At 72.1% G+C, this 21,296-nt stretch carries 22 protein-coding genes; 9 read left to right on the plus strand and 13 right to left on the minus strand.

All coding sequences use genetic code 11. The features are described from left to right. The first annotated feature begins 127 nt into the window (after window positions 1–127). The 4 genes from OG798_RS15775 to OG798_RS15790 all read left to right on the plus strand — a co-directional run bounded on the left by OG798_RS15775 (window position 128) and on the right by OG798_RS15790 (window position 5,874). Entirely contained in the window at window positions 128–1,654 is a 1,527-nt protein-coding gene (locus OG798_RS15775) for a S8 family serine peptidase (protein ID WP_328757216.1), read from the plus strand. Between the two features lie 84 nt (window positions 1,655–1,738). Then, a complete protein-coding gene (locus OG798_RS15780) occupies window positions 1,739–3,283 on the plus strand; it encodes a S8 family peptidase (protein ID WP_121416558.1) in 1,545 nt (514 codons plus the stop codon). 79 nt (window positions 3,284–3,362) lie between these two features. Then, window positions 3,363–4,745, plus strand: coding sequence for a CoA transferase (locus tag OG798_RS15785; RefSeq protein WP_328757217.1), 1,383 nt, complete (start codon window positions 3,363–3,365; stop codon window positions 4,743–4,745). A 100-nt stretch (window positions 4,746–4,845) separates the two neighbouring features. Beyond that, on the plus strand, window positions 4,846–5,874 hold the full coding sequence (locus OG798_RS15790; RefSeq protein ID WP_121416557.1) for a CopD family protein: 1,029 nt from the start codon (window positions 4,846–4,848) through the stop codon (window positions 5,872–5,874). On the opposite strand, the gene OG798_RS15795 is transcribed toward OG798_RS15790, so the two are convergent. The 8 genes from OG798_RS15795 to OG798_RS15830 form a co-directional block, all read right to left on the minus strand. After that, window positions 5,869–6,918, minus strand: a complete 1,050-nt coding sequence (locus OG798_RS15795; protein ID WP_095855404.1) for a zinc-dependent alcohol dehydrogenase family protein — start codon at window positions 6,916–6,918, stop codon at window positions 5,869–5,871. The genes OG798_RS15790 and OG798_RS15795 overlap by 6 nt on opposite strands. A gap of 41 nt (window positions 6,919–6,959) precedes the next feature. After that, window positions 6,960–7,655, minus strand: a complete 696-nt coding sequence (locus tag OG798_RS15800) for a lysoplasmalogenase (RefSeq protein ID WP_328757218.1) — start codon at window positions 7,653–7,655, stop codon at window positions 6,960–6,962. After that, on the minus strand, window positions 7,652–8,524 hold the full coding sequence (locus tag OG798_RS15805) for a sterol desaturase family protein (RefSeq protein WP_095858171.1): 873 nt from the start codon (window positions 8,522–8,524) through the stop codon (window positions 7,652–7,654). Before OG798_RS15805 ends, OG798_RS15800 begins: the two co-directional genes overlap by 4 nt. 147 nt (window positions 8,525–8,671) lie before the next feature. Continuing rightward, the gene (locus tag OG798_RS15810; protein WP_121416555.1) at window positions 8,672–9,382 is read right to left on the minus strand and encodes a VIT1/CCC1 transporter family protein; all 711 of its coding nucleotides are present in this window, start codon (window positions 9,380–9,382) and stop codon (window positions 8,672–8,674) included. A gap of 24 nt (window positions 9,383–9,406) precedes the next feature. Further along, the gene (locus OG798_RS15815) at window positions 9,407–10,663 is read right to left on the minus strand and encodes an amidohydrolase family protein (protein WP_328757219.1); all 1,257 of its coding nucleotides are present in this window, start codon (window positions 10,661–10,663) and stop codon (window positions 9,407–9,409) included. Beyond that, window positions 10,660–11,943, minus strand: a complete 1,284-nt coding sequence (locus OG798_RS15820) for an amidohydrolase family protein (RefSeq protein WP_143601253.1) — start codon at window positions 11,941–11,943, stop codon at window positions 10,660–10,662. The genes OG798_RS15815 and OG798_RS15820 overlap by 4 nt, the downstream gene beginning before the upstream one ends. A gap of 11 nt (window positions 11,944–11,954) precedes the next feature. Next, a complete protein-coding gene (locus OG798_RS15825; protein ID WP_095855400.1) occupies window positions 11,955–12,839 on the minus strand; it encodes an SDR family oxidoreductase in 885 nt (294 codons plus the stop codon). Continuing rightward, entirely contained in the window at window positions 12,839–13,636 is a 798-nt protein-coding gene (locus tag OG798_RS15830) for an acetoacetate decarboxylase family protein (protein ID WP_095855399.1), read from the minus strand. The genes OG798_RS15825 and OG798_RS15830 overlap by 1 nt, the downstream gene beginning before the upstream one ends. Before the next feature lie 251 nt (window positions 13,637–13,887). On the opposite strand from OG798_RS15830, the gene OG798_RS15835 reads away from it, so the two are divergent. From OG798_RS15835 to OG798_RS15855, 5 genes are all read left to right on the plus strand, one after another. Beyond that, the gene (locus OG798_RS15835) at window positions 13,888–14,907 is read left to right on the plus strand and encodes a DEDDh family exonuclease (RefSeq protein WP_328757220.1); all 1,020 of its coding nucleotides are present in this window, start codon (window positions 13,888–13,890) and stop codon (window positions 14,905–14,907) included. A 112-nt stretch (window positions 14,908–15,019) separates the two neighbouring features. After that, window positions 15,020–15,253 carry a hypothetical protein gene (locus tag OG798_RS15840; protein WP_054232337.1) on the plus strand — a complete coding sequence of 78 codons (234 nt, stop codon included), beginning with the start codon at window positions 15,020–15,022 and terminating at the stop codon, window positions 15,251–15,253. Between the two features lie 93 nt (window positions 15,254–15,346). Continuing rightward, on the plus strand, window positions 15,347–16,138 hold the full coding sequence (locus OG798_RS15845; protein ID WP_095855398.1) for an SURF1 family cytochrome oxidase biogenesis protein: 792 nt from the start codon (window positions 15,347–15,349) through the stop codon (window positions 16,136–16,138). Window positions 16,139–16,239: 101 nt separating this feature from the next. Then, window positions 16,240–18,045, plus strand: coding sequence for a glycoside hydrolase family 15 protein (locus OG798_RS15850; protein WP_095855397.1), 1,806 nt, complete (start codon window positions 16,240–16,242; stop codon window positions 18,043–18,045). 15 nt (window positions 18,046–18,060) lie between these two features. Beyond that, on the plus strand, window positions 18,061–18,816 hold the full coding sequence (locus tag OG798_RS15855) for an SDR family oxidoreductase (RefSeq protein WP_328757221.1): 756 nt from the start codon (window positions 18,061–18,063) through the stop codon (window positions 18,814–18,816). A gap of 25 nt (window positions 18,817–18,841) precedes the next feature. On the opposite strand, the gene amaP is transcribed toward OG798_RS15855, so the two are convergent. The 5 genes from amaP to OG798_RS15880 are packed head-to-tail and all read right to left on the minus strand — an operon-like array spanning window position 18,842 to window position 21,229. After that, entirely contained in the window at window positions 18,842–19,420 is a 579-nt protein-coding gene (gene amaP / locus OG798_RS15860) for an alkaline shock response membrane anchor protein AmaP (protein ID WP_121416552.1), read from the minus strand. 5 nt (window positions 19,421–19,425) lie between these two features. Beyond that, a complete protein-coding gene (locus OG798_RS15865; RefSeq protein ID WP_095855394.1) occupies window positions 19,426–20,118 on the minus strand; it encodes a DUF6286 domain-containing protein in 693 nt (230 codons plus the stop codon). Then, the gene (locus OG798_RS15870) at window positions 20,115–20,498 is read right to left on the minus strand and encodes an Asp23/Gls24 family envelope stress response protein (protein ID WP_388302763.1); all 384 of its coding nucleotides are present in this window, start codon (window positions 20,496–20,498) and stop codon (window positions 20,115–20,117) included. Before OG798_RS15870 ends, OG798_RS15865 begins: the two co-directional genes overlap by 4 nt. Next, window positions 20,495–20,680 (minus strand): hypothetical protein, encoded by a 186-nt coding sequence (locus OG798_RS15875; protein ID WP_054232254.1) that lies wholly within the window; start codon window positions 20,678–20,680, stop codon window positions 20,495–20,497. Before OG798_RS15875 ends, OG798_RS15870 begins: the two co-directional genes overlap by 4 nt. Window positions 20,681–20,740: 60 nt before the next feature. Continuing rightward, on the minus strand, window positions 20,741–21,229 hold the full coding sequence (locus tag OG798_RS15880) for an Asp23/Gls24 family envelope stress response protein (RefSeq protein ID WP_060902206.1): 489 nt from the start codon (window positions 21,227–21,229) through the stop codon (window positions 20,741–20,743). Window positions 21,230–21,296 lie beyond the last annotated feature (67 nt).

A 21,296-nucleotide genomic window follows, 5' to 3' on the forward strand; every position in this document is an offset into this window, starting at 1 on the left:
TTCGGCCTGCAGTACTCGTCATGCACCTGCCGAAGCGCCACCCGCACCAGCCTCAGCACCCTCACGCACCTGCCCGAGCACCACCTGTGTTCGGGCGGCTTTCGTTTCCGGATGATGTGGAGATCCCATGGCTCATCTGCGTTCCAGACGTCGCCTCGCCCTCGCGGTGCCGGTCGTCCTGTCCCTCACCGCCTCGCTCGGTTTCCTGCCGGGCGCCGCGTCGGCCGCCCCGCTGACCGCGTCCGCCACGACGAGCGCGGACGGCCCCAACCTCGCGTACGTGGTCAACACCAGGACGGACCACCGCACCATCGCGTCGGTGGAGAAGGCGATCTCCGCGGCGGGCGGCACCGTCGTCATCGCCTACGAGAAGATCGGCGTGATCGTCGTCCATTCCGCCAACCCGGACTTCGGCAAGCGGATTCGCGCCGTGCGCGGGGTGCAGTCGGCGGGCGCGACCCGGACCGCGCCGCTGACGGCCGCGGGGACGACGGACGAGGGCGCGGCGCAGATGCTGTCCGCCGCCGAGGCTTCCAAGGTCTCCAGGACCGCCGCCGCGGGCGAGGAGCCCCTGGAAGCCGACCAGTGGGACCTGCGCGCGATCGGCGCCGACAAGGCCGCGAAGACCAACCCGGGCAGCAAGAGCGTGACGGTCGCCGTGATCGACGTCGGCGTCGACGACACGCACCCGGACATCGCCCCGAACTTCTCCCCCTCGCAGTCCGCGAACTGCGTGGGCGGCAAGCCGGACACCACGTACGGCGCATGGCGCCCCGTGGACGCCGACCACTACCACGGCACCCATGTCGCGGGGGAGATAGCCGCCGCCCGCAACGGCATCGGTGTCGCGGGCGTGGCGCCCGGTGTGAAGGTCTCGGGCATCACCGTGGCCGAGCCGGACGCGGGCCAGCTCTTCTACCCGGAGAGCGTCGTCTGCGCCTTCGTCTTCGCCGCCGACCACGGCGTGGAGATCACCAACAACAGCTACTACGTGGACCCGTGGCTCTACAACTGCCTCGACGACCCCGACCAGAGGGCCATCGTCGACGCCGTCAACCGGGCCCAGCTGTACGCCCAGAAGAAGGGCACCCTCAACGTCGCCGCGGCGGGCAACTCCAACGACGACCTCGACTCGAACGCCCTCGTCGACGCCTCCAGCCCCGACGACTCGACCGCCGTGACCCGCACGGTCGACCCGCACAAGTGCTTCGACGTACCGACCCAGCTGCCGGGTGTCGTCACGGTCGCCTCGACCGGCGTCACCGGTGCCAAGTCGTACTTCTCCAGTTACGGCAAGGGCGTCATCGACGTTGCCGCGCCGGGCGGCGACAAGTACCAGATCCCGGACACGCCGTCGAAGAACGGCCGCATCCTGTCGACGATGCCGAACAACCAGTACGGCTTCCTGCAGGGCACGTCGATGGCGACGCCGCACGTCGCGGGCGTGGCCGCGCTGCTGAAGTCCACGCACCCCTGGGCCTCGCCGGCCCAGCTCCAGGCGCTCCTCAAGGCCGAGGCGGACAACCCCGGTTGCCCGACCGCCCCGTACGACGGGAACGGCGACGGCGTCGTGGACGCCACCTGCGTGGGCGGCAAGCACGTGAACGGCTTCTACGGAGCCGGGATCGTCAACGCACTGCGCGCGGTCAAGTAAGTCCGGTCAAGCAAGTCCGGCCGGACGCCACATGAGCTTCCGCACGGCTCGTACCGCTCGTACCGCGAATGAACTGGAGACTCCATGACCGCGCCTCGCAAGCGCTCCCGTCGCGCCATAGCCCTCCCGCTCGGGATGGCCACGGCGACGGCCCTCGCCTTCCTGCCGAACGTCAGCGCCTCGGCGGCCGACACCGACAGCTCCGCCGCGCAGACCGCCACGGCGACGACGGCGGACGCGACCGCCCTCAGCTATGTCGTCAACGTCAGCCCCGGGCACGGCACTTCCTCCTCCGTGAAGAAGGCCATCGCCAAGGCGGGCGGCACGATCGTGACGTCGTACGACCAGATCGGCGTGATCGTCGTGCACTCCTCGAACGCCGACTTCGCCAAGACGATCCGCGGCGTACGCGGCGTGCAGTCGGCCGGCAACACGCGCAACGCGCCGCTGCCCGCGCAGTCGACCACCGACACGGGCGCGCCCCAGGTGCTCACCACGGCGCAGGAGAAGGCCGCGAGCGCCGAGGCCGCCGCCGGACAGGACCCGCTGGAGTCCCTCCAGTGGGACCTGCCCGCCATCAAGGCGGACAAGGCGCACGAGAAGACCCTCGGCAGCAGCAAGGTGACGGTCGCAGTGATCGACACCGGTGTCGACGACACGCACCCCGACATCGCGCCGAACTTCGACCGCGACGCCTCGGTCAACTGTGTGACGGGCAAGCCGGACACCACCGACGGGGCCTGGCGGCCGACCGCCGCGGAGAGCCCGCACGGCACGCATGTCGCGGGCGAGATCGCGGGCGCCAAGAACGGCGTCGGTATCACCGGAGTCGCGCCCGGCGTGAAGGTCGCCGGCATCAAGGTGGCCACGACGGCCGGCTACTTCTACACCGAGGCCGTCGTCTGCGGTTTCGTGTGGGCCGCCGAGCACCACGTCGACGTGACCAACAACAGCTATTACACCGACCCCTGGTACTTCAACTGCAAGGACGACCCGGACCAGAAGGCCCTGGTCGACGCGATCACCCGCGCCTCGCAGTACGCGGAGCACAGGGGCACCGTCAACGTCGCCGCGGCGGGCAACGAGAACTACGACCTGGCCGCCGACTCGATCACCGACCCGGTCTCCCCGAACGACGGCACGCCCTCGGACCGGGTGATCGACCCCTCCAAGTGCTACGACATCCCCACCCAGTTGCCGGGTGTGGTCACCGTGGCCGCGACGGGCGCCAAGGGCATCAAGTCGTCCTTCTCCAACCACGGCCTGGGCGTCATCGACGTCGCCGCGCCCGGCGGCGACTCGACGCGCTACCAGACCCCGGCACCTCCCGCCACCAGCGGCCTGATCCTCGGCCCGCTGCCCGGCGGCACCTGGGGCTACATGGCCGGTACGTCGATGGCGTCCCCGCACGTCGCCGGTGTCGCCGCCCTCATCAAGTCGACCCACCCGCACGCCTCCGCCGCCCTGGTGAAGGCGCTGCTGTACGCGGAGGCCGACGCCACGCCGTGCACCGACCCCTACGACATCGACGGCGACGGCAAGGTCGACGCGGTGTGCGAGGGCACGAAGAACCACAACGGGTTCTACGGCTGGGGCACCGTCAACGCGTTGAAGGCGGTCACGAAGTGACCTCGTGAGCGAAGGGGGCCGGGCGGTTGCCCCGGCCCCCTTTCCCATGTTGATCCAGTACACCCTGCATAGTGCCGTCATGACTCGTACGGACTTCGCGTGGGCCGCTCTGGGCGGCGACCCCGCACTCGTCTCACAGATCTCGGCCGTCGCACGGGAGGGAGTGCTGCCCGCACGGCTGCCGGTGCGCGGGACGGCCCGGGCGTGTGTCGCGGTCTGTGCCCTCGCCGGGGCCGAGCTGACCGCAGGGCGCACCGGAGGGAAGGTGCCCGAGGTGCGGGTCGACGACGGGGCTGTCGCCACCGCCTTCCACAGTGAGCGGCACCTGCGCGTCGACGGTCGTGAGCCGGTCAACTTCGCCCCGCTGTCCCGGTTCTGGCGGACGGCGGACGGCTGGGTCCGCACCCACGCGAACTATCCGCACCATCAAAAGCGGCTGCTGGGCGCGCTGGGTGTACCGGAGAGCCGGGGCTCCCTCGCCGAAGTGCTCGCCGAGGTGCTCGCCGAGCGGTCGGCCATCGAGGTGGAGGAGACGGTGTACGCGGCCGGCGGGCTCGCGATCGCCCTGCGCACGCCCGGCCGGTGGGCGGCGCACCCACAGGGGCGGGCGGTCGCCGCACACCCGCTGGTGGCCCGCGAGCAACTGGACACGGCACCCGTACGACGGCTCGCCCCGCTCGCCGGGGATCCGCCGCTGCCCGCCGCGGGCGTCCGCGTGCTGGACCTCACCCGGGTCATCGCGGGCCCGGTGGCCACCCGCACGCTCGCCCTCCTCGGCGCGGACGTCCTGCGGATCGACAGCCCGCGCCTGCCCGAGATCGACGACCAGCATGCCGACCTGGACTTCGGGAAGCGGTCCGCCACGCTCGACCTGTCGACGCGCGGGGATCGCTCGGCCTTCGACGAGCTGCTCGCCGAGGCCGATGTCGTCGTCACCGGGTACCGGCCCGGCGCACTGGACCGGTTCGGGCTCTCCCCGGGGGCGCTGGCCGAGCGGCGGCCCGGTCTGGTGGTGGCGCAGTTGTCGGCGTGGGGCGACTACGGGCCGTGGTCCGGGCGGCGGGGCTTCGACAGTCTGGTGCAGGTCGCCACCGGGATCGCGCAGATCGAGGGGTCCGCGGAGCGGCCGGGTGCGCTGCCCGCGCAGGCCCTCGACCACGGCACGGGGTACCTGCTGGCCGCCGCGGTGCTCCGGTCGCTCACCGAGCAGACCCGGGAGGGCGGGACGCGGCTCGTCCGGCTGGCGCTCGCGCGGACGGCCGCGTGGCTGATGGAGGGGCCGACGCACCTGGAGAGGGAGCCCGCCGACACCTCGTACGAACCGGGCCCCTGGCTCGCCGAGACCGACAGCGACCTGGGCCGGCTCAGGTACGCACGGTCGCCCGTCTCCTTCGCCGGCGGGCCCATCGACTGGGCCCGCCCGCCCGGACGTTGGGGGGCGGACTCGGCCCGGTGGGCGTGAGCGGGGCGTCGGCCGGAAACGTACCTATGGGCGGAATGCCGAACCACCGCTTGTTTCCCTGCACTTGCCCGGTTCTGTGCCGACTGGTGAAGATCTTGGGGTGACCTTGATACGACCGACAGCCGAGGCAGCGGGCGCGAGTGGTCCGGCGCGGCGCCCCGCCGCCGGACGCGCCGTCGCCCTGCTCGTCCTGGTGGCCGTGGCCGCCCTGATCCCGCTGCTCGGTCCGCGCTCCGCGCTGGACGGCACCGGCGAGGCGGCCGCCCCCGGCGTCGGCGGCATCGCCCTGCTGCGCGCGGCCCTGTTCGCGGCGCTGTGCGTCCCCGTGGGCGAACTGTTCGCGGCCCGGCTGGCCCGCCGGGTGCCGGGCGCACCGCTGGAGCGCGCGCCCCGCAGCTGGACGCCCTACGCCGCGGCGGTCGGGTTCGTCGCCGCGCTGGGGCTCGCCTCGGTGGTGGCCACCGGCAATCTGCTGCCGCACCACCTCTCCGACATGGACGTCGGCGGGCTCTACCAGAGTCGGGACGGCAAGCTCGCGCTCCTGGAGGTCAACGCGTTCCTGGCCGCCGGGCTCTGCGCCCTCTCACGAAGACCGACCGCCCAGGTCTGGCCGCTGGCCGCGGTGGCCCTCGCGGAGGCGCTGCGCGCCCACCCGGCGCCGGAGCACGGCCCGCTCGTCGGCTCCGGTCTGACGCTCGTTCACGTGACCTGCGCGGCCCTGTGGACGGGCGGCCTGCTGCACGTGCTGCGGATGCTGCGCGCCTGGCGTGCCTCTTCGGAGGCGGCGGACGCGGCCGGAGCGGCCCTTCTGGGCCTCTACGCGCGCGTGGCCGCCGTCCTGTTCGCGGCGCTCACCGCGACGGGCGCATGGAGCGCACTGCGGCGCATGCCGCCCGGCACGGTCCTGGACCAGCTGACGGCGACGTCGTACGGGCGCACCCTGCTCGCCAAGCTGGTCCTGGTGGCCGCCGTCGCCGTGCTGGCGCTGCTCGCGCGGCTGCGGCTGCGCCGGGCCACCGACCGGCTCAGCGCCTGTGTGCCCGCGCGCGCGGAGGTGGTGGCACTGGGCCTGGTCGTGGCGGTGTCGGGGCTGCTGACGGCGCTGCCGCTGCCGATCAGATGGTCATGAGCCGTTGGTGACGAGCACCTTGAGGGCGGTGCGCTCGTCCATCGCCTTGTAGCCCTCGGGCACGCCTTCCAGACCGACGGTCAGGTCGAAGACGGGCGACGGGTCGATGGTGCCGTCCAGGATGTCGGGCAGCAGTTCCGGGATGTACGCCCGCACCGGCGCCACACCGCCGCGCAGCGCGACGTTCCGGTCGAACATCACGCTCAGGTCGAGGCCCGTGCCGCTGCCGTGCGGCACGCCGACGAAGCCGATGGCGCCGCCGTCGCGGGTGATGTTCACGGCCGTCCGCATGGACTGCTCGGTGCCGACGGCCTCCACGACGGCGTGCGCGCCCTGGCCGCGGGTCAGCTCGCGGACGGCCTCGACGGCCGCCTCGCCGCGTGCGGCGACGACGTCCGTGGCACCGAAGGCGCGCGCGATGTCCGTACGTGCCTGGTGGCGTCCGAGCGCGATGATCCGCTCGGCGCCGAGCCGCTTGGCGGCCAGCACGGCGCACAGCCCGACGGCGCCGTCCCCGACGACCGCGACGGTGGCGCCCTTGCGGGCTCCCGCGCCGAGGGCCGCGTGGTGACCGGTGCCCATGACGTCGGAGAGCGTCAGCAGGGCCGACAGCAGGTGGTCGTCGGAGGCCGCCTCCTTGGGCAGCTGTACGAGGGTGCCGTCGGCGAAGGGGACGCGCACGGCCTCGCCCTGACCGCCGTCGTAGCCGACCGCGCCCCAGAAGCCGCCGTGCTCGCAGGAGGTGGTGAGGCCCTCGCGGCAGTAGTCGCAGACGCCGTCCGACCACATGAAGGGCGCGACGACCAGGTCGCCGCGGCGGACGCCGGTCACCTCGGAGCCGGTCTCCTCGACGATGCCGAGGAACTCGTGCCCGATCCGCTGCCCCGCCTGCCGTGCCGCCTCGCCCCGGTAGGCCCACAGGTCGCTGCCGCAGATGCAGGACCGCAGCACCCGCACGACCGCGTCGGTGGGCAGTTGCACCAGGGGCTCGGGGACGTCCTCCACGCGCATGTCGTACGGGGCGTGGATGGTGGTGGCGCGCATGACGAGGATCCTTCTCGGCCGATGGGCTGGGTGAGATGCGCTCAGGGGGTGGTTGAGCGCATCTCACCGTACGCCGCCCTCGCCTCGCTGTGCGCGCCGAGGGTGCCCTGCACTCCGCTGACCAGCAGGAACTGGGCGGCGGCATAGGTCAGCATGATCCAGAAGTCCGGCCTCGGGAGCTGCGGCCAGTCGGCGACGCCGGTGGCGATGAGGGTGTCGGACAGCAGGAAGAGCGCCCCGCCCGCGCCCGCGACGGGTCCGAGCCGGGTGCTCGCGGCCGCCATCGCGGTCAGCAGCAGGCTGTAGCCCGCGACGGGGATACGGAGGCCGGCGGGCAGATCGGGCCACAGGAAGGTGACGGTGACGACGAGGGCGAGGACGTACGCGCCGCCGATCCAGGCCGACGGCCCAGGCAGGTGTGCAGGGCGATGCGGCGGATCCGGCCTTCTGAAGAGCAGGAGATAGCAGACGTGACCGGCCGCGAAGGAGGCCATCCCCACGAGGAAGGCCGGGTCGGCGTCGGACAGCAGCAGTACGTCGCCGCCCCAGCCGCAGAGCAGGGCGGCCACAAGGAGCCGTGGTCCGCCGCGTGCGACCGCGTGGGCGGCGAGCAGGGGCATCAGAAGCGGCTTGGCGACCAGGTGCCCCGGGGTGAACCCGACGGCCAGGGAAACGAGGTCCACGGCGGCGGCCACGCCGAAGGAGACGAGCAGCACGCGCGCGTGCCGTGGGCTCACGCGACGGGCTCCGTGACCGGCTGGTGCCCCGCGGACTTCGGCGTCGGCTGCCAGCCGGGCCCGCGAAAGACCCGCCCCGCCCGCTCGCGCCAACCGGTCGCCGCCTTCAGGTCCCTGGCGATGGCGGCGTACTCGTGGGTGGCGACGCGCAGGGGGTTGTACGTGGCGATGTTCTTGGTGAGCCCGTAGACGGGCCGCTCGGTCTCGGCGACGAAGGACCCGAAGAGCCGGTCCCAGACGATGAGGATCCCGCCGAAGTTGCGGTCCAGATAGCCGCCCTGGGAGGCGTGGTGGACCCGGTGGTGGGAGGGCGTGTTGAGCACGAACTCGAACCAACGGGGCATCTTGTCTATCCGCTCCGTGTGGATCCAGAACTGGTAGACGAGGTTCACCGACGAGCAGAACGCGAGCGCGGCGGGGTGCACACCGAGGGCGATCAGCGGCACGTAGAAGGGCCAGACCGTCCAGGTCGTCCAGGGCTGGCGCAGCGCGGTGGTGAGGTTGAACTTCCGGCTGGAGTGGTGCACCACATGGCAGGCCCACAGGACGCGGATCACGTGGTGCCCGCGGTGCGACCAGTAGTAGAAGAAGTCCTGCCCCAGCAGCATCAGCAGAACGGTCCACCACAGGACGGGCACCCGGAGCGGAGTCACTTCATGGATCGCCGCATAGATCGCGACGATCGGAATCTTCCACAGGAAGTCGAAGACGAGACTCCCGAGCCCCATGCCGACGCTCGTCGCGGCGTCCTTCGTCTCGTACCCCGCGGCATCGTCGTCCGGATGGATCCTGACGCTCACCACCTCGATCACGGTGAGCAGCACAAAGGCGGGTATCGACAACAGCACGACATCGGGCAGGTTCGGCATGGGTGCACCGTAGAACCGCAGCTCGGCCACGGCTAGACGTTGTTACCCACAAGTATTACCGGGGGTACGCGCTTGCTTATTGGTGATCTCCGCCAAGGACGCCGACAGGTCCGGACCGATGCTCGTCAGATGTCCGCTCGACGCTCGTCACACCCCGGCCGCCCCCAACAGCACCCCCGCCGCATAGGTGACCCCCATCGCCAGCGCACCCCCGCCCACGTTCCGCAGTACCGCGCGGCCCGGGTTCGCCGAGCCCAGGCGGGCGCTCAGCCAGCCGGTGAGGACCAGGGCGCCCAGGACCGAGAGCACGGTGACGCCCAGGCGCCAGGCCGCCGGTGGCAGGACGATGGCGAGGAGGGGGAGGAGGGCGCCCACGGTGAAGGAGAGGAAGCTCGCCCAGGCCGCGTGCCAGGGGTTGGTGAGGGCGTCGGGGTCGATGCCGAGCTCCACGCGCGCGTGGGCCTTCAGCGCGTCGCGTTCCGTGAGCTGCTCGGCCGCCTCGCGGGCCACGTCGCGGGTCAGGCCGCGCTGCTCCAGGAGTTCGGTCAGCTCCTCGAGTTCGGCATCGGGCTGTTCGCGCAGTTCGCGTCGCTCCAGCGCCAGGGCGGCCTTCTCGGAGTCCAGTTGGGTGGAGACCGAGACGTACTCGCCCGCCGCCATCGACATGGAGCCGGCCAGCAGCCCCGCGAGGCCCGCCGTGAGCAGCGCGGAACGGTCGTCCGTGGCGCCGGCCACGCCGACGACGAGGCCGGCGGTGGAGACGATGCCGTCGTTGGCGCCCAGCACCGCGGCCCGCAGCCAGTTCAGGCGGGAGCCGAGGGTGCCTTCGTGGGCCTCGTCGTGCGTGGGTACCGTCACACGGGGAGGATGCCACCTGGCGCGTCACCAGACCCGTACTGACGCTCCCCGCGCGAACACCGGACTCGTCGCGTCCGCCGGGGCCCGCGTCAGCGGTTCGGCCAGTTCCGCCACGGTCGGTCCCACCTCCGCCGCGAGGGCGTCCAGCGCGTCGAGGTCGAAGCCGTACACCCGGGCGGCGTTCCCGCCGACCATCGCGGCGACCTCCTCGCGCGGCACGCCCGCGTACGCACAGCGCAGGCCCTCCCGGGAATAGGGGTAGGTGCCCTCGTCGTGCGGGTAGTCGCTGCCCCACATGATCTTGTCGACGCCGATCCGCTCCCGCAGCGGCACCTCGTGCGGGCGCATGAAGCTCGCGCCGACGAAGCAGTTGTCCCGCCAGACGTCCGAGGGGCCCTTGCCCATCGCCTCGGCGAGTCCCGCGCCGAACTTCGACTCCGCCGTCGACCTCTTCGCCCTCTTCGCCGCCGCCGACAGCCTCCCGTGGTAGTAGTCCAGCATGTCGAGCACCCCGGGGATCCAGCCCGAGCCCTGCTCGGTCAGCACCAGTCTCAGGCCGGGATGGCGGCGGAAGGCGCCGCCGAAGATGAGGTGCCAGAGCGCGCGATGGGAGAACCAGGTCGTCTCGACCATGAAGACCGCGCGGGCCGCCGGTTCCTCGCCCAGTGGCGGCGACGCCGAGCCCGCGTGGTGGTTCACGGGGACGCCCAGCTCCTCGCAGACCGCCCAGATCGGGTCGTACGTCGAGGAGTACAGCTCGGGCAGTCCCGAGCCCGGTGGGGTGCCGGGGAGCAGCAGGCCGCCCCTGAGGCCCGCCCGGGAGGCCCACCTGATCTCCTTCACCGCCTCCTCCACGTCGTTCAGGAGGATCTGGAAGACACCCGCGCGGCGGCCCGGCGCGGCCGCGCAGAAGTCCGCGAGCCAGCGGTTGTGGGCGCGCAGGCCCGCCCAGCGCCGTTCGAACTCCTCGGCGGTGGGGGCCGGCGCCATCAGGGCGGCCGACGGGAAGAAGGGCGGGATGGTGTTGGGGAACACCACCTCCGCGACGATGCCGTCCTCCTCCAGCTCCGCCAGGCGCCGCGCGGAGTTCCAGTTCTTGTCGGCGGTGTCGGCGAGCAGGTCTTCGTACGGATTGACGTACGTGGCCGCCCACGCGTCGAACGCCTCGTGGTGTTCCTTCGCCAGGTAGGGCCGGTAGTCCAGGAGGTCCGCCCCGGCGTGGCAGTCCGCCGAGATCACGGTGTAGCGGTCGGTCACGGGGTCGTTCGTGGGGGCGCTCACGGCGTCGTCCCCAGGACCGGGAAGTCGTGGTCGGTCAGCCAGTGGCGGCCCACCTCGCGCGAGCGTGCCCAGGACGCCGCCACGGCCGTCTGGTCGTCGCTCTGGCCGAGGTCGGCCGGGGTCGGGCCGATGCGCCGGGCGAGCGGGGTCAGCCGCTCGACGTCGAAGCCGAAGACCTCGGCGGCCGCGAGGCCGAGCATGCGGCGGGTCTCCGCGACCGGGATGTCGTGGAAGGTGCGCCGCAGCCACGCGCGGGTGTCGGGCCAGGTTCCCTCGGGGTGCGGGAAGTCGCTGCCCCAGAGGATGTTGTCGACGCCGATCTCGTAGCGCTGGGCGAGTTCGCGGCGCTTGGTGTTCGTCGCGCAGATGAAGAGCTGCCGGTCGAGGTACTCGTGCGGGGGTCGCTTCAGCTCGGCGAAGGGCGACAGCTTCTTGCCGCCGTGCGCGCCCAGGTAGAGGCGGTCCATGAACCACAGGAGGTTCGGCAGCCACCAGCAGCCCGACTCGGCCACCCCGAACCTCAGCCCCGGGTGGCGTTCGAAGACGCCCGACCAGAGCAGGAACCACAGGGGGCGCGCGGGCCACCAGGTGACTTCGGAGACGTAGATCCCCAGGTGGTCGCCGTACTCGTGGCGCGGTGCCGCGCCGGAGTGCGTGACCACCGGCATCCCGCACTCGGCGGCGGCCGCCCACACGGGGTCGTAACGGCGGTCGTGGTAGGGCTCCTTGTCGACCCACATGGCGGGGATCATCAAGGCGCCGAGTCCCGACTCCTTGGCGCGGTACACCTCGGCGACGACCGCGTCGGGGGCCGCCGTGATCGGCAACAGGGCGACCCCGCAGTGCCGTTCGGGGTTCTGCCCGACGAACTCCGCCAGCCAGCGGTTGTGGGCCTGCGCGCCCGCCATGCCGAGCTGCGGGTCGTGGTCGCCGGAGAGGCCGAGGCCCACGCCGAAGGGGGCCGCCGTGCGGCTGTCCACGGCGTCGGCGTCCGGGAAGACCACCTCCCCCGCCACACCGTCGCCGTCCAGCTCCTTGAGGCGCTGCGCGGTGTCCCAACCACCGCGCAGGCCCTCCTCGTTGTCCTGGAACCAGCGGTCCGCGAACGCCTCGTTGCGGATGCCGAGCCGGTTCATCTCCTCGCGGCGCCGGCCCTGGCCCGCGAGGAACTCGTCGAAGTCCCGGTGGAACCGGGAGTCCAGGTAGGGCCGATACTCCTCGGTGGGGAGCCCGGCGTGGCAGTCGGAGGAGATGATCAGATAGGGGTCCCGGTCGGTCATCGCCCGCCTCCTCAGTCCAGGATGAAGTGCTCTAGGTACGACGGGTCGGCCCGGTCGAGCATCGACTGCGACCTCGCCCGGATCTGCCGGTCGCTGTGCTCGCTCGCGGGCAGCAGCCAGAACCGGCCCTCCCGGATGCCGTCCGCCACCAGGTCGGCGACCTCCTCCACCGGCGTGAACCGCACCTCCTGCCCCGCCTCCTTCATCGCGGCCTCCCACTGGTCGAGGCTGCGGTACGGAGTCTTCCTGGGGCGCTGTTTCGCGTAGCGCTCGGGCCGGTTGCGGTGCGACTCCCACAGGCCGGTACGGAGCATGTGGGGCCCGGGGAAGAGCACGGACGCCCCCACACGCGCGTGCTCCGCCTTCAGATGCGCGTACAGGGACTCGGTCATCGTCACGACGGCCGCCTTGGTGACGGCGTACACGGAGGCGGTCGGCAGCGGGGCGATCCCGCCGTCGCCGGACGAGGTGTTGACGACGTGGCCCGGCTCTCCCCCGGCGATCATCCGCGGCACGAAGGCCTGCACGCCGTGGAAGACGCCCCAGACGTTGACGGCGAAGGCCCACTGCCAGTCGTTCGGATCGTGCTCCCACATGCGGCCCTCGGCGCCGGAGCCGACCCCCGCGTTGTTGCACAGGACATGCACGGCGCCGTACTTCTCGTACGTCTCGGCGGCGAGCGCGTCGAGCTGTTCGCGCTCCGAGACGTCCACCACGCGCGCGTGCACCTGCGCCCCGTCCTCCCGCAGCGTGGCGGCGGCCTTCTCCAGGGCGCCCTCCTCGACGTCCGCGAGGACCACCTTCAGACCGTCCGCCGCGAACCGGCGCGCCATCGCCAGCCCGATACCGCTCGCCGCGCCGGTGACGACGGCGACCTGCCCCGCCCGGAGATCCATCAGGCACTCCCTTCCGGCGGCCCGTCGAGGATCTGCCGCGGATCGTCGTAGCGCTGGTGGATGTACGGCAACAGGGCCTGGGCGCTGACGCGTTCGACCACCCGGCCCGTCTGGTCGGTGGTCTTCTCGCCGAGGGTGATCTCGACCAGTTCGCGTACGGGGAGGTCGGCGACCGGGTCGTACATCGACTCGCGCAGCACGACGTCCCCGGTGACGCGCTCCAGCCTGCGCACCTTCTCGTTGCGTACGCAGTGCACGAGCACGGGGTCGGCGTCGAAGCCCGAACCGTCCACCGCGGGAAGGAACTTGAAGTAGAAGTCGGTCTTCCGGGCGGGCTCGGGCAGCGGCAGGTCACCGCTCACCGCGCCGCGCACCTCGACGAACGCGATGCCGTGCCGGGCGAGTGCGGCCCGTACGACGAGGCCGTCGCGTTCCACGGTGACCTCGCCGAGCTTCTTGGGCTCCCCGAAGACCTCGCGGCCGCCGATGAGCGCCCGCTCGTGGGTCATCGGCATGACCAGCGGGTACCAGCCCTCGACGCCGTCGTGCGCTGCGGCGACGGCGAACGAGCCCGCGCCGAGCGGATAACCCGGCAGGTCCACCTTGCTGATGTTCACCCGGACCAGGGGGCGTCCGGTGGGTTTGAGCGGGGGTGGCAGGACCGCCGCGACCGCGTCCGGATCACTCTCCCAGACGGCCACCACACCAGTGGACCAGATGTCGGGGAGCTTGGCGCTCGCGGTGCGCGCGGCGGCGATCTCCGCCTCGGTCCGTGCGCCGTACCTCACTCGTGCCATGTCCGTACCGCCCTTCGTAGGCGCTACCTGCTGGGGCGCGGAGCACGCTTGCAGGACACCGTCGAAAGGTCCATAGCCATGCGTCAGCCATGCGCCCGGGACCGCGCGCCGGGCCGGACCAACCGGTGACCCGCGCCACAAAGGGCACCCCTGTCCCCCGCCGACCGCGTCAACTCACGGGGCCGGACCGTCCGTCGGTTCCGGGAAGGTGGGGGCCGGACTGTCAGTCAGGGCCCGTATCCTCAGTGACCATGCTCGAAGACCTGACGACCGCCGCGTCACCAATCCCCTGGCCGGCCGCGTATCCGCAGGGGTACGCGGTCGTCGACGTGGAGACCACCGGCCTGGCCCGCGACGACCGGATAATCTCGGCCGCCGTCTACCGGCTGGACGCGCGCGGCGAGGTCGAGGACCACTGGTACACGATGGTCAACCCGGAGCGGGACCCGGGTCCGGTCTGGATCCACGGTCTGACGACCGAGGTGCTCGAAGGTGCCCCGCTCTTCCAGGACATCGCCGGGGAGTTCTCCGACCGGCTCGCCGACCGGGTGCTCGTGGCGCACAACGCGGTCTTCGACTGGTCGATGATCGCGCGGGAGTACGCGCGCGCGGAGCGTGAGGCGCCGGTGCGTCAGCGGCTGTGCACCATCGCGCTGTCCAAGGAACTGGGCCTGCCGCTGCCCAACCACAAGCTGGAGTCGCTGGCCGCGCACTTCGGTGTCGTACAGCAGCGGGCGCACCACGCGCTGGACGACGCGCGCGTGCTGGCCGAGGCGTTCCGGCCGAGCCTGCGGGCCGCCGCGCGGGACGGCATCCGGCTGCCGCTCCTGGAGTGCCGGCCGCTCAAGGAGTGGTCCGAGAGCCCCGCGGCACCACGGATCGGACGGCAGTCCGGTTCCGGTGGTCAGTCGTCCGGAGGGTACTCGTCCGGTGGCTACCCGTCCGGGAGTTGGCGGCCCTCACGCAAACGCCCCGCATGCCCCCATCCCAACCCGGGTCGCTACGAAGCGGACAAACCACTCAAGCAGGGTATGCGGGTCGCTTTCTCCGGGGACACGTCCATCGACCGCGAGCTGCTGGAGGACCGTGCCGTCGAGGCCGGCCTGCATGTCGCGACGAGTCTGTCCCGGCTGACCAGCCTGCTCGTCACCAACGATCCGGACTCCAGTACGTCCAAAGTGGTCAAGGCCAAACAGTTCGGGACACCGGTGATCGACGAGGCGGCGTTCGGCCAGCTGCTGCGGGACGTGGCACCGGCCTCGGAGAAGTGAACCCGAGAGGCTGAAGAGGGGCCGGGGTCGCTGACGGACGTACGGGTGATTGCCGGGCGACTCGCCCGGCGCCCGCTCGCCCGCGCCGCGTCGGCACCTCACCCTGTGGCGCATGGCGAGATGCGAAGTGTGCGGCAACGACTACGGCATGACCTTCGAGGTGCACGCGCAGGGCGCGGTGCACGTCTTCGACTGTTTCTCCTGCGCGATCCACCGGATGGCCCCCATCTGCGAGCACTGTCGCGTGCAGATCATCGGCCAGGGCGTCGAGGTCGAGGGCCACTGGTTCTGCGGCGCGCACTGCGCCCGCGCGGAGGGCAAGGTGGGCATCATCGACAAGGTCTGAGGGCCGAGCGGAACGGTCCGAGAGCACACGTTCCCCTCGTGGCGACGCACACCCCCCTGAATACGCCCCACGACCGAGTTGTACGGTCGTGGGGTGTACCGCTTCCTGTTGTCCCGGCAGTGGGTGATTCTCACCCTCGTGGCCCTCCTGCTCATCCCCACGATGATCAAGCTGGGCTTCTGGCAGCTGCACCGCCATGAGCACAAGGTCGCGCTCAACAAGGTGATCTCGCAGTCGCTGACGGCCACGCCGGTGCCCGCCGAGTCGGTCACCGCGCCGGGGCAGCACGTCAAGCACGCGGACCTGTACCGCCGGGTGACCGCGAAGGGCACCTTCGACACCGCGCACGAGGTCGTCGTGCGGCGCCGCACCAACGCCGACGGCGAGGTCGGCTACCACGTCCTGACCCCCTTCGACCTGGACGACGGCCGGGTGCTCCTCGTCAACCGGGGCTGGATCGACTCGAACGGCTCACAGACCGCGTTCCCGAAGATCCCGGCGCCCGCGAAGGGCGAGATCACCGTCACCGGGCGGCTGATGCCCGACGAGACGACCGGCGACAGCGGCATCAAGAACATCCAGGGCCTGCCCGACCGCCAGGTCATGCTGATCAACAGCGAGCAGCAGGCCAAGAGCCTCGGCAAGCAGGTCCTCGGCGGGTACATCGAGCAGACGGCGCCCGCACCCAAGGGCGACTCCCCCGAACTGATCCCCGACCCCGAGCACAACGACATCGGTCCGCACATGGCGTACGCGATCCAGTGGTGGCTCTTCTCCGCGGGCGTGCCCGTGGGCTGGCTGATCCTGGTCCGCCGGGAGCGCCGCGACCGGTCCGAGGCCGCCGCCTCCACGTCCGCGCCGGAAGCGGCCACGGTGGCCGCCTGACCCCTGGCCCGCCGCCCCGCGCGCCCGCACTTCCTCGGCCGGTGTCACCCGGTCGGCCCCCGACCCGATTGGCCCCGGCCTTCGCCGGGAACTCGCCCCACGTGCACCCACGTATCGAGGACTACGCGCTCATCGGGGACGAACAGACCGCCGCGCTCGTGAGCCGGGACGGGTCCGTCGACTGGCTCTGTCTGCCACGGTTCGACTCGGCCGCCTGCTTCGCCGCGATTCTCGGCGACGAGAACCACGGCCGCTGGCGGATCTCACCCGCGGGGGCGGGCCCCTGCACCCGGCGGGCGTACCGGCAGGACACGCTGGTCCTCGACTCCGAATGGGAGACCGACGAGGGCGCGGTCCGCGTGACCGACTTCATGCCGCAGCGCGAGCACGCCCCCGATCTCATCCGCGTCGTCGAAGGGCTCAGCGGCCGGGTGACGGTACACAGCACCCTGCAACTGCGCTTCGACTACGGCTCCGTCGTGCCGTGGGTGCGCAGGGCGGACGGCCAGCGGGTGGCGGTCGCGGGCCCGGACTCGGTGTGGCTGCGCAGCGAACCCGCGGTACGCACCTGGGGCAAGGACTTCCGTACCCACTCGGAGTTCACCGTGGAGGCGGGCGAGAAGGTCGCCTTCGTCCTGACCTGGCATCCCTCGCACCAGTCGCGCCCGCCGCTCGTCGACCCGTACGAGGCACTGCGCTCCAGCGTCGAGGACTGGCAGGCGTGGGCGGCGCGCTGCCGTTACGACGGTCCGCACCGCGACGCCGTCGTGCGCTCCCTGATCACCCTGAAGGCCCTCACCTTCGCCCCGACCGGCGGCATCGTCGCCGCCCCCACCACCTCGCTCCCGGAGGAACTCGGCGGCGTCCGCAACTGGGACTACCGCTACTGCTGGCTGCGCGACTCGACCCTCACCCTGGGCGCGCTCCTGTCGGCCGGGTACCACGAGGAGGCCGAGGCCTGGCGCGACTGGCTGCTGCGCGCGGTCGCGGGCGACCCCGCGGACCTGCAGATCATGTACGGCCTCTCCGGTGAACGCCGGCTGCCCGAGTTCGAGCTGTCGTGGCTGCCCGGCTTCGGGGGCTCGTACCCGGTCCGGATCGGCAACGAGGCCGTGAAACAGCTCCAACTGGACGTGTACGGCGAGGTCATCGACTCGCTCTCGCTGGCCCGGCGCTCGGGCCTGCCGTCCAAGCCGCACATGTGGCGCCTGCAGTGCGCCCTGATGGAGTTCCTGCGGACCGCCTGGCGGCAGCCGGACGAGGGAATCTGGGAGGTGCGCGGCCCACGCCGGCACTTCGTGTACTCGAAGGTGATGGCGTGGGTGGCGGCCGACCGCGCCGTCCGGGCGCTGGAGAGCGAACCGGAGCTCGTCGGCGACCTGGAGGGCTGGCGCACGATGCGCGACGAGGTGCACAAGGAGGTGTGCCAGTACGGCTTCGACAGCGATCGCAACACCTTCACGCAGTCCTACGGGTCACGCGAACTGGACGCGTCACTGCTGCTCATCCCCCGCGTCGGATTCCTGCCGCCCGACGATCCCAGGGTCGTCGGCACCATCGACGCGGTGCGCGCCGAGCTCGAACGCGACGGCTTCCTGCTGCGCCGCTACAGCGACGAGGGCGTCGACGTCGACGGACTGCCGGGCGGCGAGGGCACCTTCCTCGTCTGCTCGTTCTGGCTCGCGGACGCGCTGCACATGACGGGCCGTACGAAGGAGGCCCGCGAGCTGTTCGAACGGCTGATCGGCCTGGCCAACGACGTGGGGCTGCTGTCCGAGGAGTACGACCCCGTCGCGCGCCGCCAGCTCGGCAACTTCCCCCAGGCGTTCAGCCACCTCGGCCTGGTGGGGACCGCCTTCAACCTGTTCGGTGAAGCGCATCCGGGAGGAGCCGAGAAGACCGGATAGGGGAGGATGGGGGCCATGGATCTTGGACTGAAGAACCGTGTGTACGTCGTCACGGGAGCCACCCGTGGCCTGGGCAACGCCACCGCGCGCGAGCTCACCGCCGACGGCGCGAAGGTGCTCGTCACGGGGCGCGACGAGAAGTCCGCCGCCGACGCGGCGTCCGCGCTCGGCCCGAACGCGGTCGGGGTGGCCGCCGACAACGCCGACCCGGGTACCCCGGACCGGCTGATCGCGGCGGCCCGCGAGCACTTCGGCGGCTTCGACGGCATCCTGATCAGCGTCGGCGGCCCGCCGCCCGGGTTCGTCGCGGACAACACGGACGAGCAGTGGACGGCCGCCTTCGAGTCCGTCTTCCTGGGCGCGGTCCGGCTGGCCCGCGCGGCCGCCGAGGAGCTCGGCGAGGGCGGCGTCATCGGCTTCGTGCTCTCCGGCTCGGTGTACGAGCCGATCCCGGGCCTGACCATCTCCAACGGTCTGCGCCCCGGTCTCGCGGGCTTCGCCAAGTCCCTCGCCGACGAACTGGGCCCGCGCGGCATCCGTGTCGTGGGGCTGCTCCCGGCCCGCATCGACACGGACCGCCTGCGCGAGCTCGACGGTCTCTCCGCCGACCCGGAGGCCACCCGTGCGGCCAACGAGGCGCGGATTCCGCTGCGCCGCTACGGCGCCCCGGAGGAGTTCGGCCGCGCGGCGGCGTTCCTGCTCTCGCCCGCCGCGTCGTATCTGACGGGCATCATGGTGCCGGTGGACGGCGGCATGCGGAGCGGGTTCTGAGTCCGCTCCAGCGCCACGCGGGGGACTAACTCACCCTTTCGGCCCGGTGCTTGACCCCGCGGAGGCGTACCTCCGCGGGGAGCGCGGCGAGGCCCGCGGAGTCCCGGGCGTGCGCCAGGGCCTCCGTCGTCAGCAGGTGCAGCGCCTGCCCGGGATCGACATGCGGTTCCAGCAGGAGCTGGACCCGGGTCCCGGGAGCGGCGCGCCGCCCGGTCAGCTGGACCTCGGCCCGTTCGACGCCGTCCAACCGTCCCGCCTCGGCGGCCAGTACGCCTTCCAGGGCCCGCCCGCGCAGCAGCGCCCCTTCGCCGTCGCCGGTGTCGACGAGCACCTCCGCGAGCCGACGCCGCCGCAGTACGGCCGACAGCCACCACAGGCTGAGCAGGACGACGACCGCGAGAACGGCAATGACGGTCGGCCACCACCAGCCCTGGTCCCGCCACCGGGTCCGTTCGGCGGCGCTCAGCAGCACGTCGCGGCGCCCGTCGTGGATCCACCAGGAGGGCGGCCGCACGCCCAGTCCGACGGCGAGCACGGAACCGCCGAGGACCAGCAGCGCGAGCCCGACGATGCCCAGCAGGACACGGTTGACGATCCTGATCACCGCCCTCACCCCTTCCGGCCCGGACGCGCGACATGCACCGACAGGGCGGGCGACCGGACGAGCCCGAGTCCCCGGATGCCGTCGGCGAGCGTGGCGTCCAGGTCGGCCCGTACGTCGTCGAGCGCGCGGAAGTGCGAGACCGCCCGTACGTCGACCTTCCTGCGCCCCATCCGTACCCGGACCGACCGCACCCCGGAGACCTCCATGGCCCGGTCGCGCAGCGCCGTCGCGGCGGCGCCCCGGTGCAGCCCGGCCCGTACGTCGCCATGGGTACGCCGCATCGGCAGCACGTCGCGCAGCCCCGGCGTCACCGCGAGGACGATCAGCCAGAGTCCGAGGGCCGCGGCGAGGCCGGCGCCGACGAGCACCCAGGTGTCGTCGAGGGGCCGTTCGGCGAGCTGCCGGGCGAGGGATCTGCGCCAGTGCGAGGCGGGCCGGTGGGCACGTACGGCCGCGACGTCGTACAGCAGGGCGCCCGCACCCACGAGGACCAGCAGCGCGACGATCCCCGCGGGGACGCGGCGCGCCGACCAGAACCGACCCTGCCCGCCGTACGCGTCGTCGACGGCGGGCGGCGGGTCGTAGTCGGCCGCGGAGGCGGACTGGTCGAGTTCGTCCTCGGCCGGTGGACCCGCGTCCGACTTCTCCAGGACGGGCATGCGTCGGGTGGTGTTCTCGGAGCCCTGGGGCTCGCTCATCGCGTCCTCCCCTGTGCCGCGGCGGTCGCCGGTACCAGGTGCAGCCGCTCGACGTGGACCGTCACCTCCGGCACTTCCATCCCCGTCAACGCGTCTACCCGCTCGGCGACATGACGACGCACCTCTTTGCAGCGGGCGCCGATGTCGGAGGGGTAGCCGAGCTCGAGGTGGACGCGGACGCGGGCGCTTTGGTGGTGGACGACGACCGTCGCGTGCGGGGGTACGGCGTCCGGGGGCAGCGGGTCCAGGGCCTCGCGGGCGGCCTGCGCGGCGATCTTCGCCACGACCCGGTCGGCGATCCGGGTCGCGCCGCGCTCGGCCGCCTCGACGGCCGTCGGGGGCCGTCGGGTGTCGCCGAGCGGGCCGGTCACGGGCGTCACCGCCGCCGGTCGTCGCGGGGACGGAAGAAGTCACCGAGATCCAGGTCCCCTTCGAGGAACCGTCCGACGACGAACCCGACGGCACCCAGGGCGGCCACGAGCAGAAAGGCCCCGAAGCCCCCGAAGTATCCGGCGAAGCCCAGCGCCATTCCGGCGATCATGCCGATCACGGCCAAGCTCATGGTGCGCTCCTCAGCGGTTCGACGGCCGGGGTGTCGTGGGCCGTTGCGCGACCGGCCCGGTCACTGGAGCCGCGCCTCCGGCTCCTCGTCTTCTTCCTCGGGAAGCTTCACATCACTCACCGCGATGTTGACCTCGACGACCTCGAGTCCCGTCATGCGCTCCACGGCCGCGATGACGTTCTCGCGCACGGCGCGGGCGACGTCCGCGATCGACACGCCGTACTCGACGACGATCTCCAGGTCGAGCGCGGTCTGGAGCTCCCCGACCTCGGCCTTGACGCCGCGCGAGACGGATTTCGATCCCCCTGGCACTCGGTCGCGCACGGCCCCGAAGGTCCGGCTCAGCCCACTGCCCATCGCATGGACACCGAGCACGTCCCGGGCGGCGAGCCCGGCGATCTTCTCCACCACACCGTCGGCGATCGTGGTCCGCCCCCGGGTCGCGGGATCACCGCCGCCGCGCTTGGTGACCCCGGGTTTGCGGCTCTGGGGGGCTTCCTTCTCGCTCCCGGGGCTGTCCGTCCGGTTCTGCTCCGTCATGTCGGTCATCGCCGTACGTCCCTTTCGGTCGTCCTCCTTGCCCACAGTAGGTGCGGTTGCGGGCTCGCGCGCCAGG

The organism is Streptomyces sp. NBC_00271, from assembly GCF_036178845.1.
Taxonomy (GTDB): domain Bacteria; phylum Actinomycetota; class Actinomycetes; order Streptomycetales; family Streptomycetaceae; genus Streptomyces.

What these genes read in the sequence shown, in the direction of transcription:
- OG798_RS15775 (WP_328757216.1), top strand. Translation starts at nt 128, where the DNA reads ATGGCTCATCTGCGTTCCAGACGTCGCCTCGCCCTCGCGGTGCCGGTC.
- OG798_RS15780 (WP_121416558.1), top strand. Translation starts at nt 1,739, where the DNA reads ATGACCGCGCCTCGCAAGCGCTCCCGTCGCGCCATAGCCCTCCCGCTC.
- OG798_RS15785 (WP_328757217.1), top strand. Translation starts at nt 3,363, where the DNA reads ATGACTCGTACGGACTTCGCGTGGGCCGCTCTGGGCGGCGACCCCGCA.
- OG798_RS15795 (WP_095855404.1), bottom strand. Translation starts at nt 6,918, where the DNA reads ATGCGCGCCACCACCATCCACGCCCCGTACGACATGCGCGTGGAGGAC.
- OG798_RS15805 (WP_095858171.1), bottom strand. Translation starts at nt 8,524, where the DNA reads ATGCCGAACCTGCCCGATGTCGTGCTGTTGTCGATACCCGCCTTTGTG.
- OG798_RS15820 (WP_143601253.1), bottom strand. Translation starts at nt 11,943, where the DNA reads ATGACCGACCGGGACCCCTATCTGATCATCTCCTCCGACTGCCACGCC.
- OG798_RS15825 (WP_095855400.1), bottom strand. Translation starts at nt 12,839, where the DNA reads ATGGATCTCCGGGCGGGGCAGGTCGCCGTCGTCACCGGCGCGGCGAGC.
- OG798_RS15830 (WP_095855399.1), bottom strand. Translation starts at nt 13,636, where the DNA reads ATGGCACGAGTGAGGTACGGCGCACGGACCGAGGCGGAGATCGCCGCC.
- OG798_RS15835 (WP_328757220.1), top strand. Translation starts at nt 13,888, where the DNA reads ATGCTCGAAGACCTGACGACCGCCGCGTCACCAATCCCCTGGCCGGCC.
- OG798_RS15840 (WP_054232337.1), top strand. Translation starts at nt 15,020, where the DNA reads ATGGCGAGATGCGAAGTGTGCGGCAACGACTACGGCATGACCTTCGAG.
- OG798_RS15855 (WP_328757221.1), top strand. Translation starts at nt 18,061, where the DNA reads ATGGATCTTGGACTGAAGAACCGTGTGTACGTCGTCACGGGAGCCACC.
- OG798_RS15865 (WP_095855394.1), bottom strand. Translation starts at nt 20,118, where the DNA reads ATGAGCGAGCCCCAGGGCTCCGAGAACACCACCCGACGCATGCCCGTC.
- OG798_RS15875 (WP_054232254.1), bottom strand. Translation starts at nt 20,680, where the DNA reads ATGAGCTTGGCCGTGATCGGCATGATCGCCGGAATGGCGCTGGGCTTC.
- OG798_RS15880 (WP_060902206.1), bottom strand. Translation starts at nt 21,229, where the DNA reads ATGACCGACATGACGGAGCAGAACCGGACGGACAGCCCCGGGAGCGAG.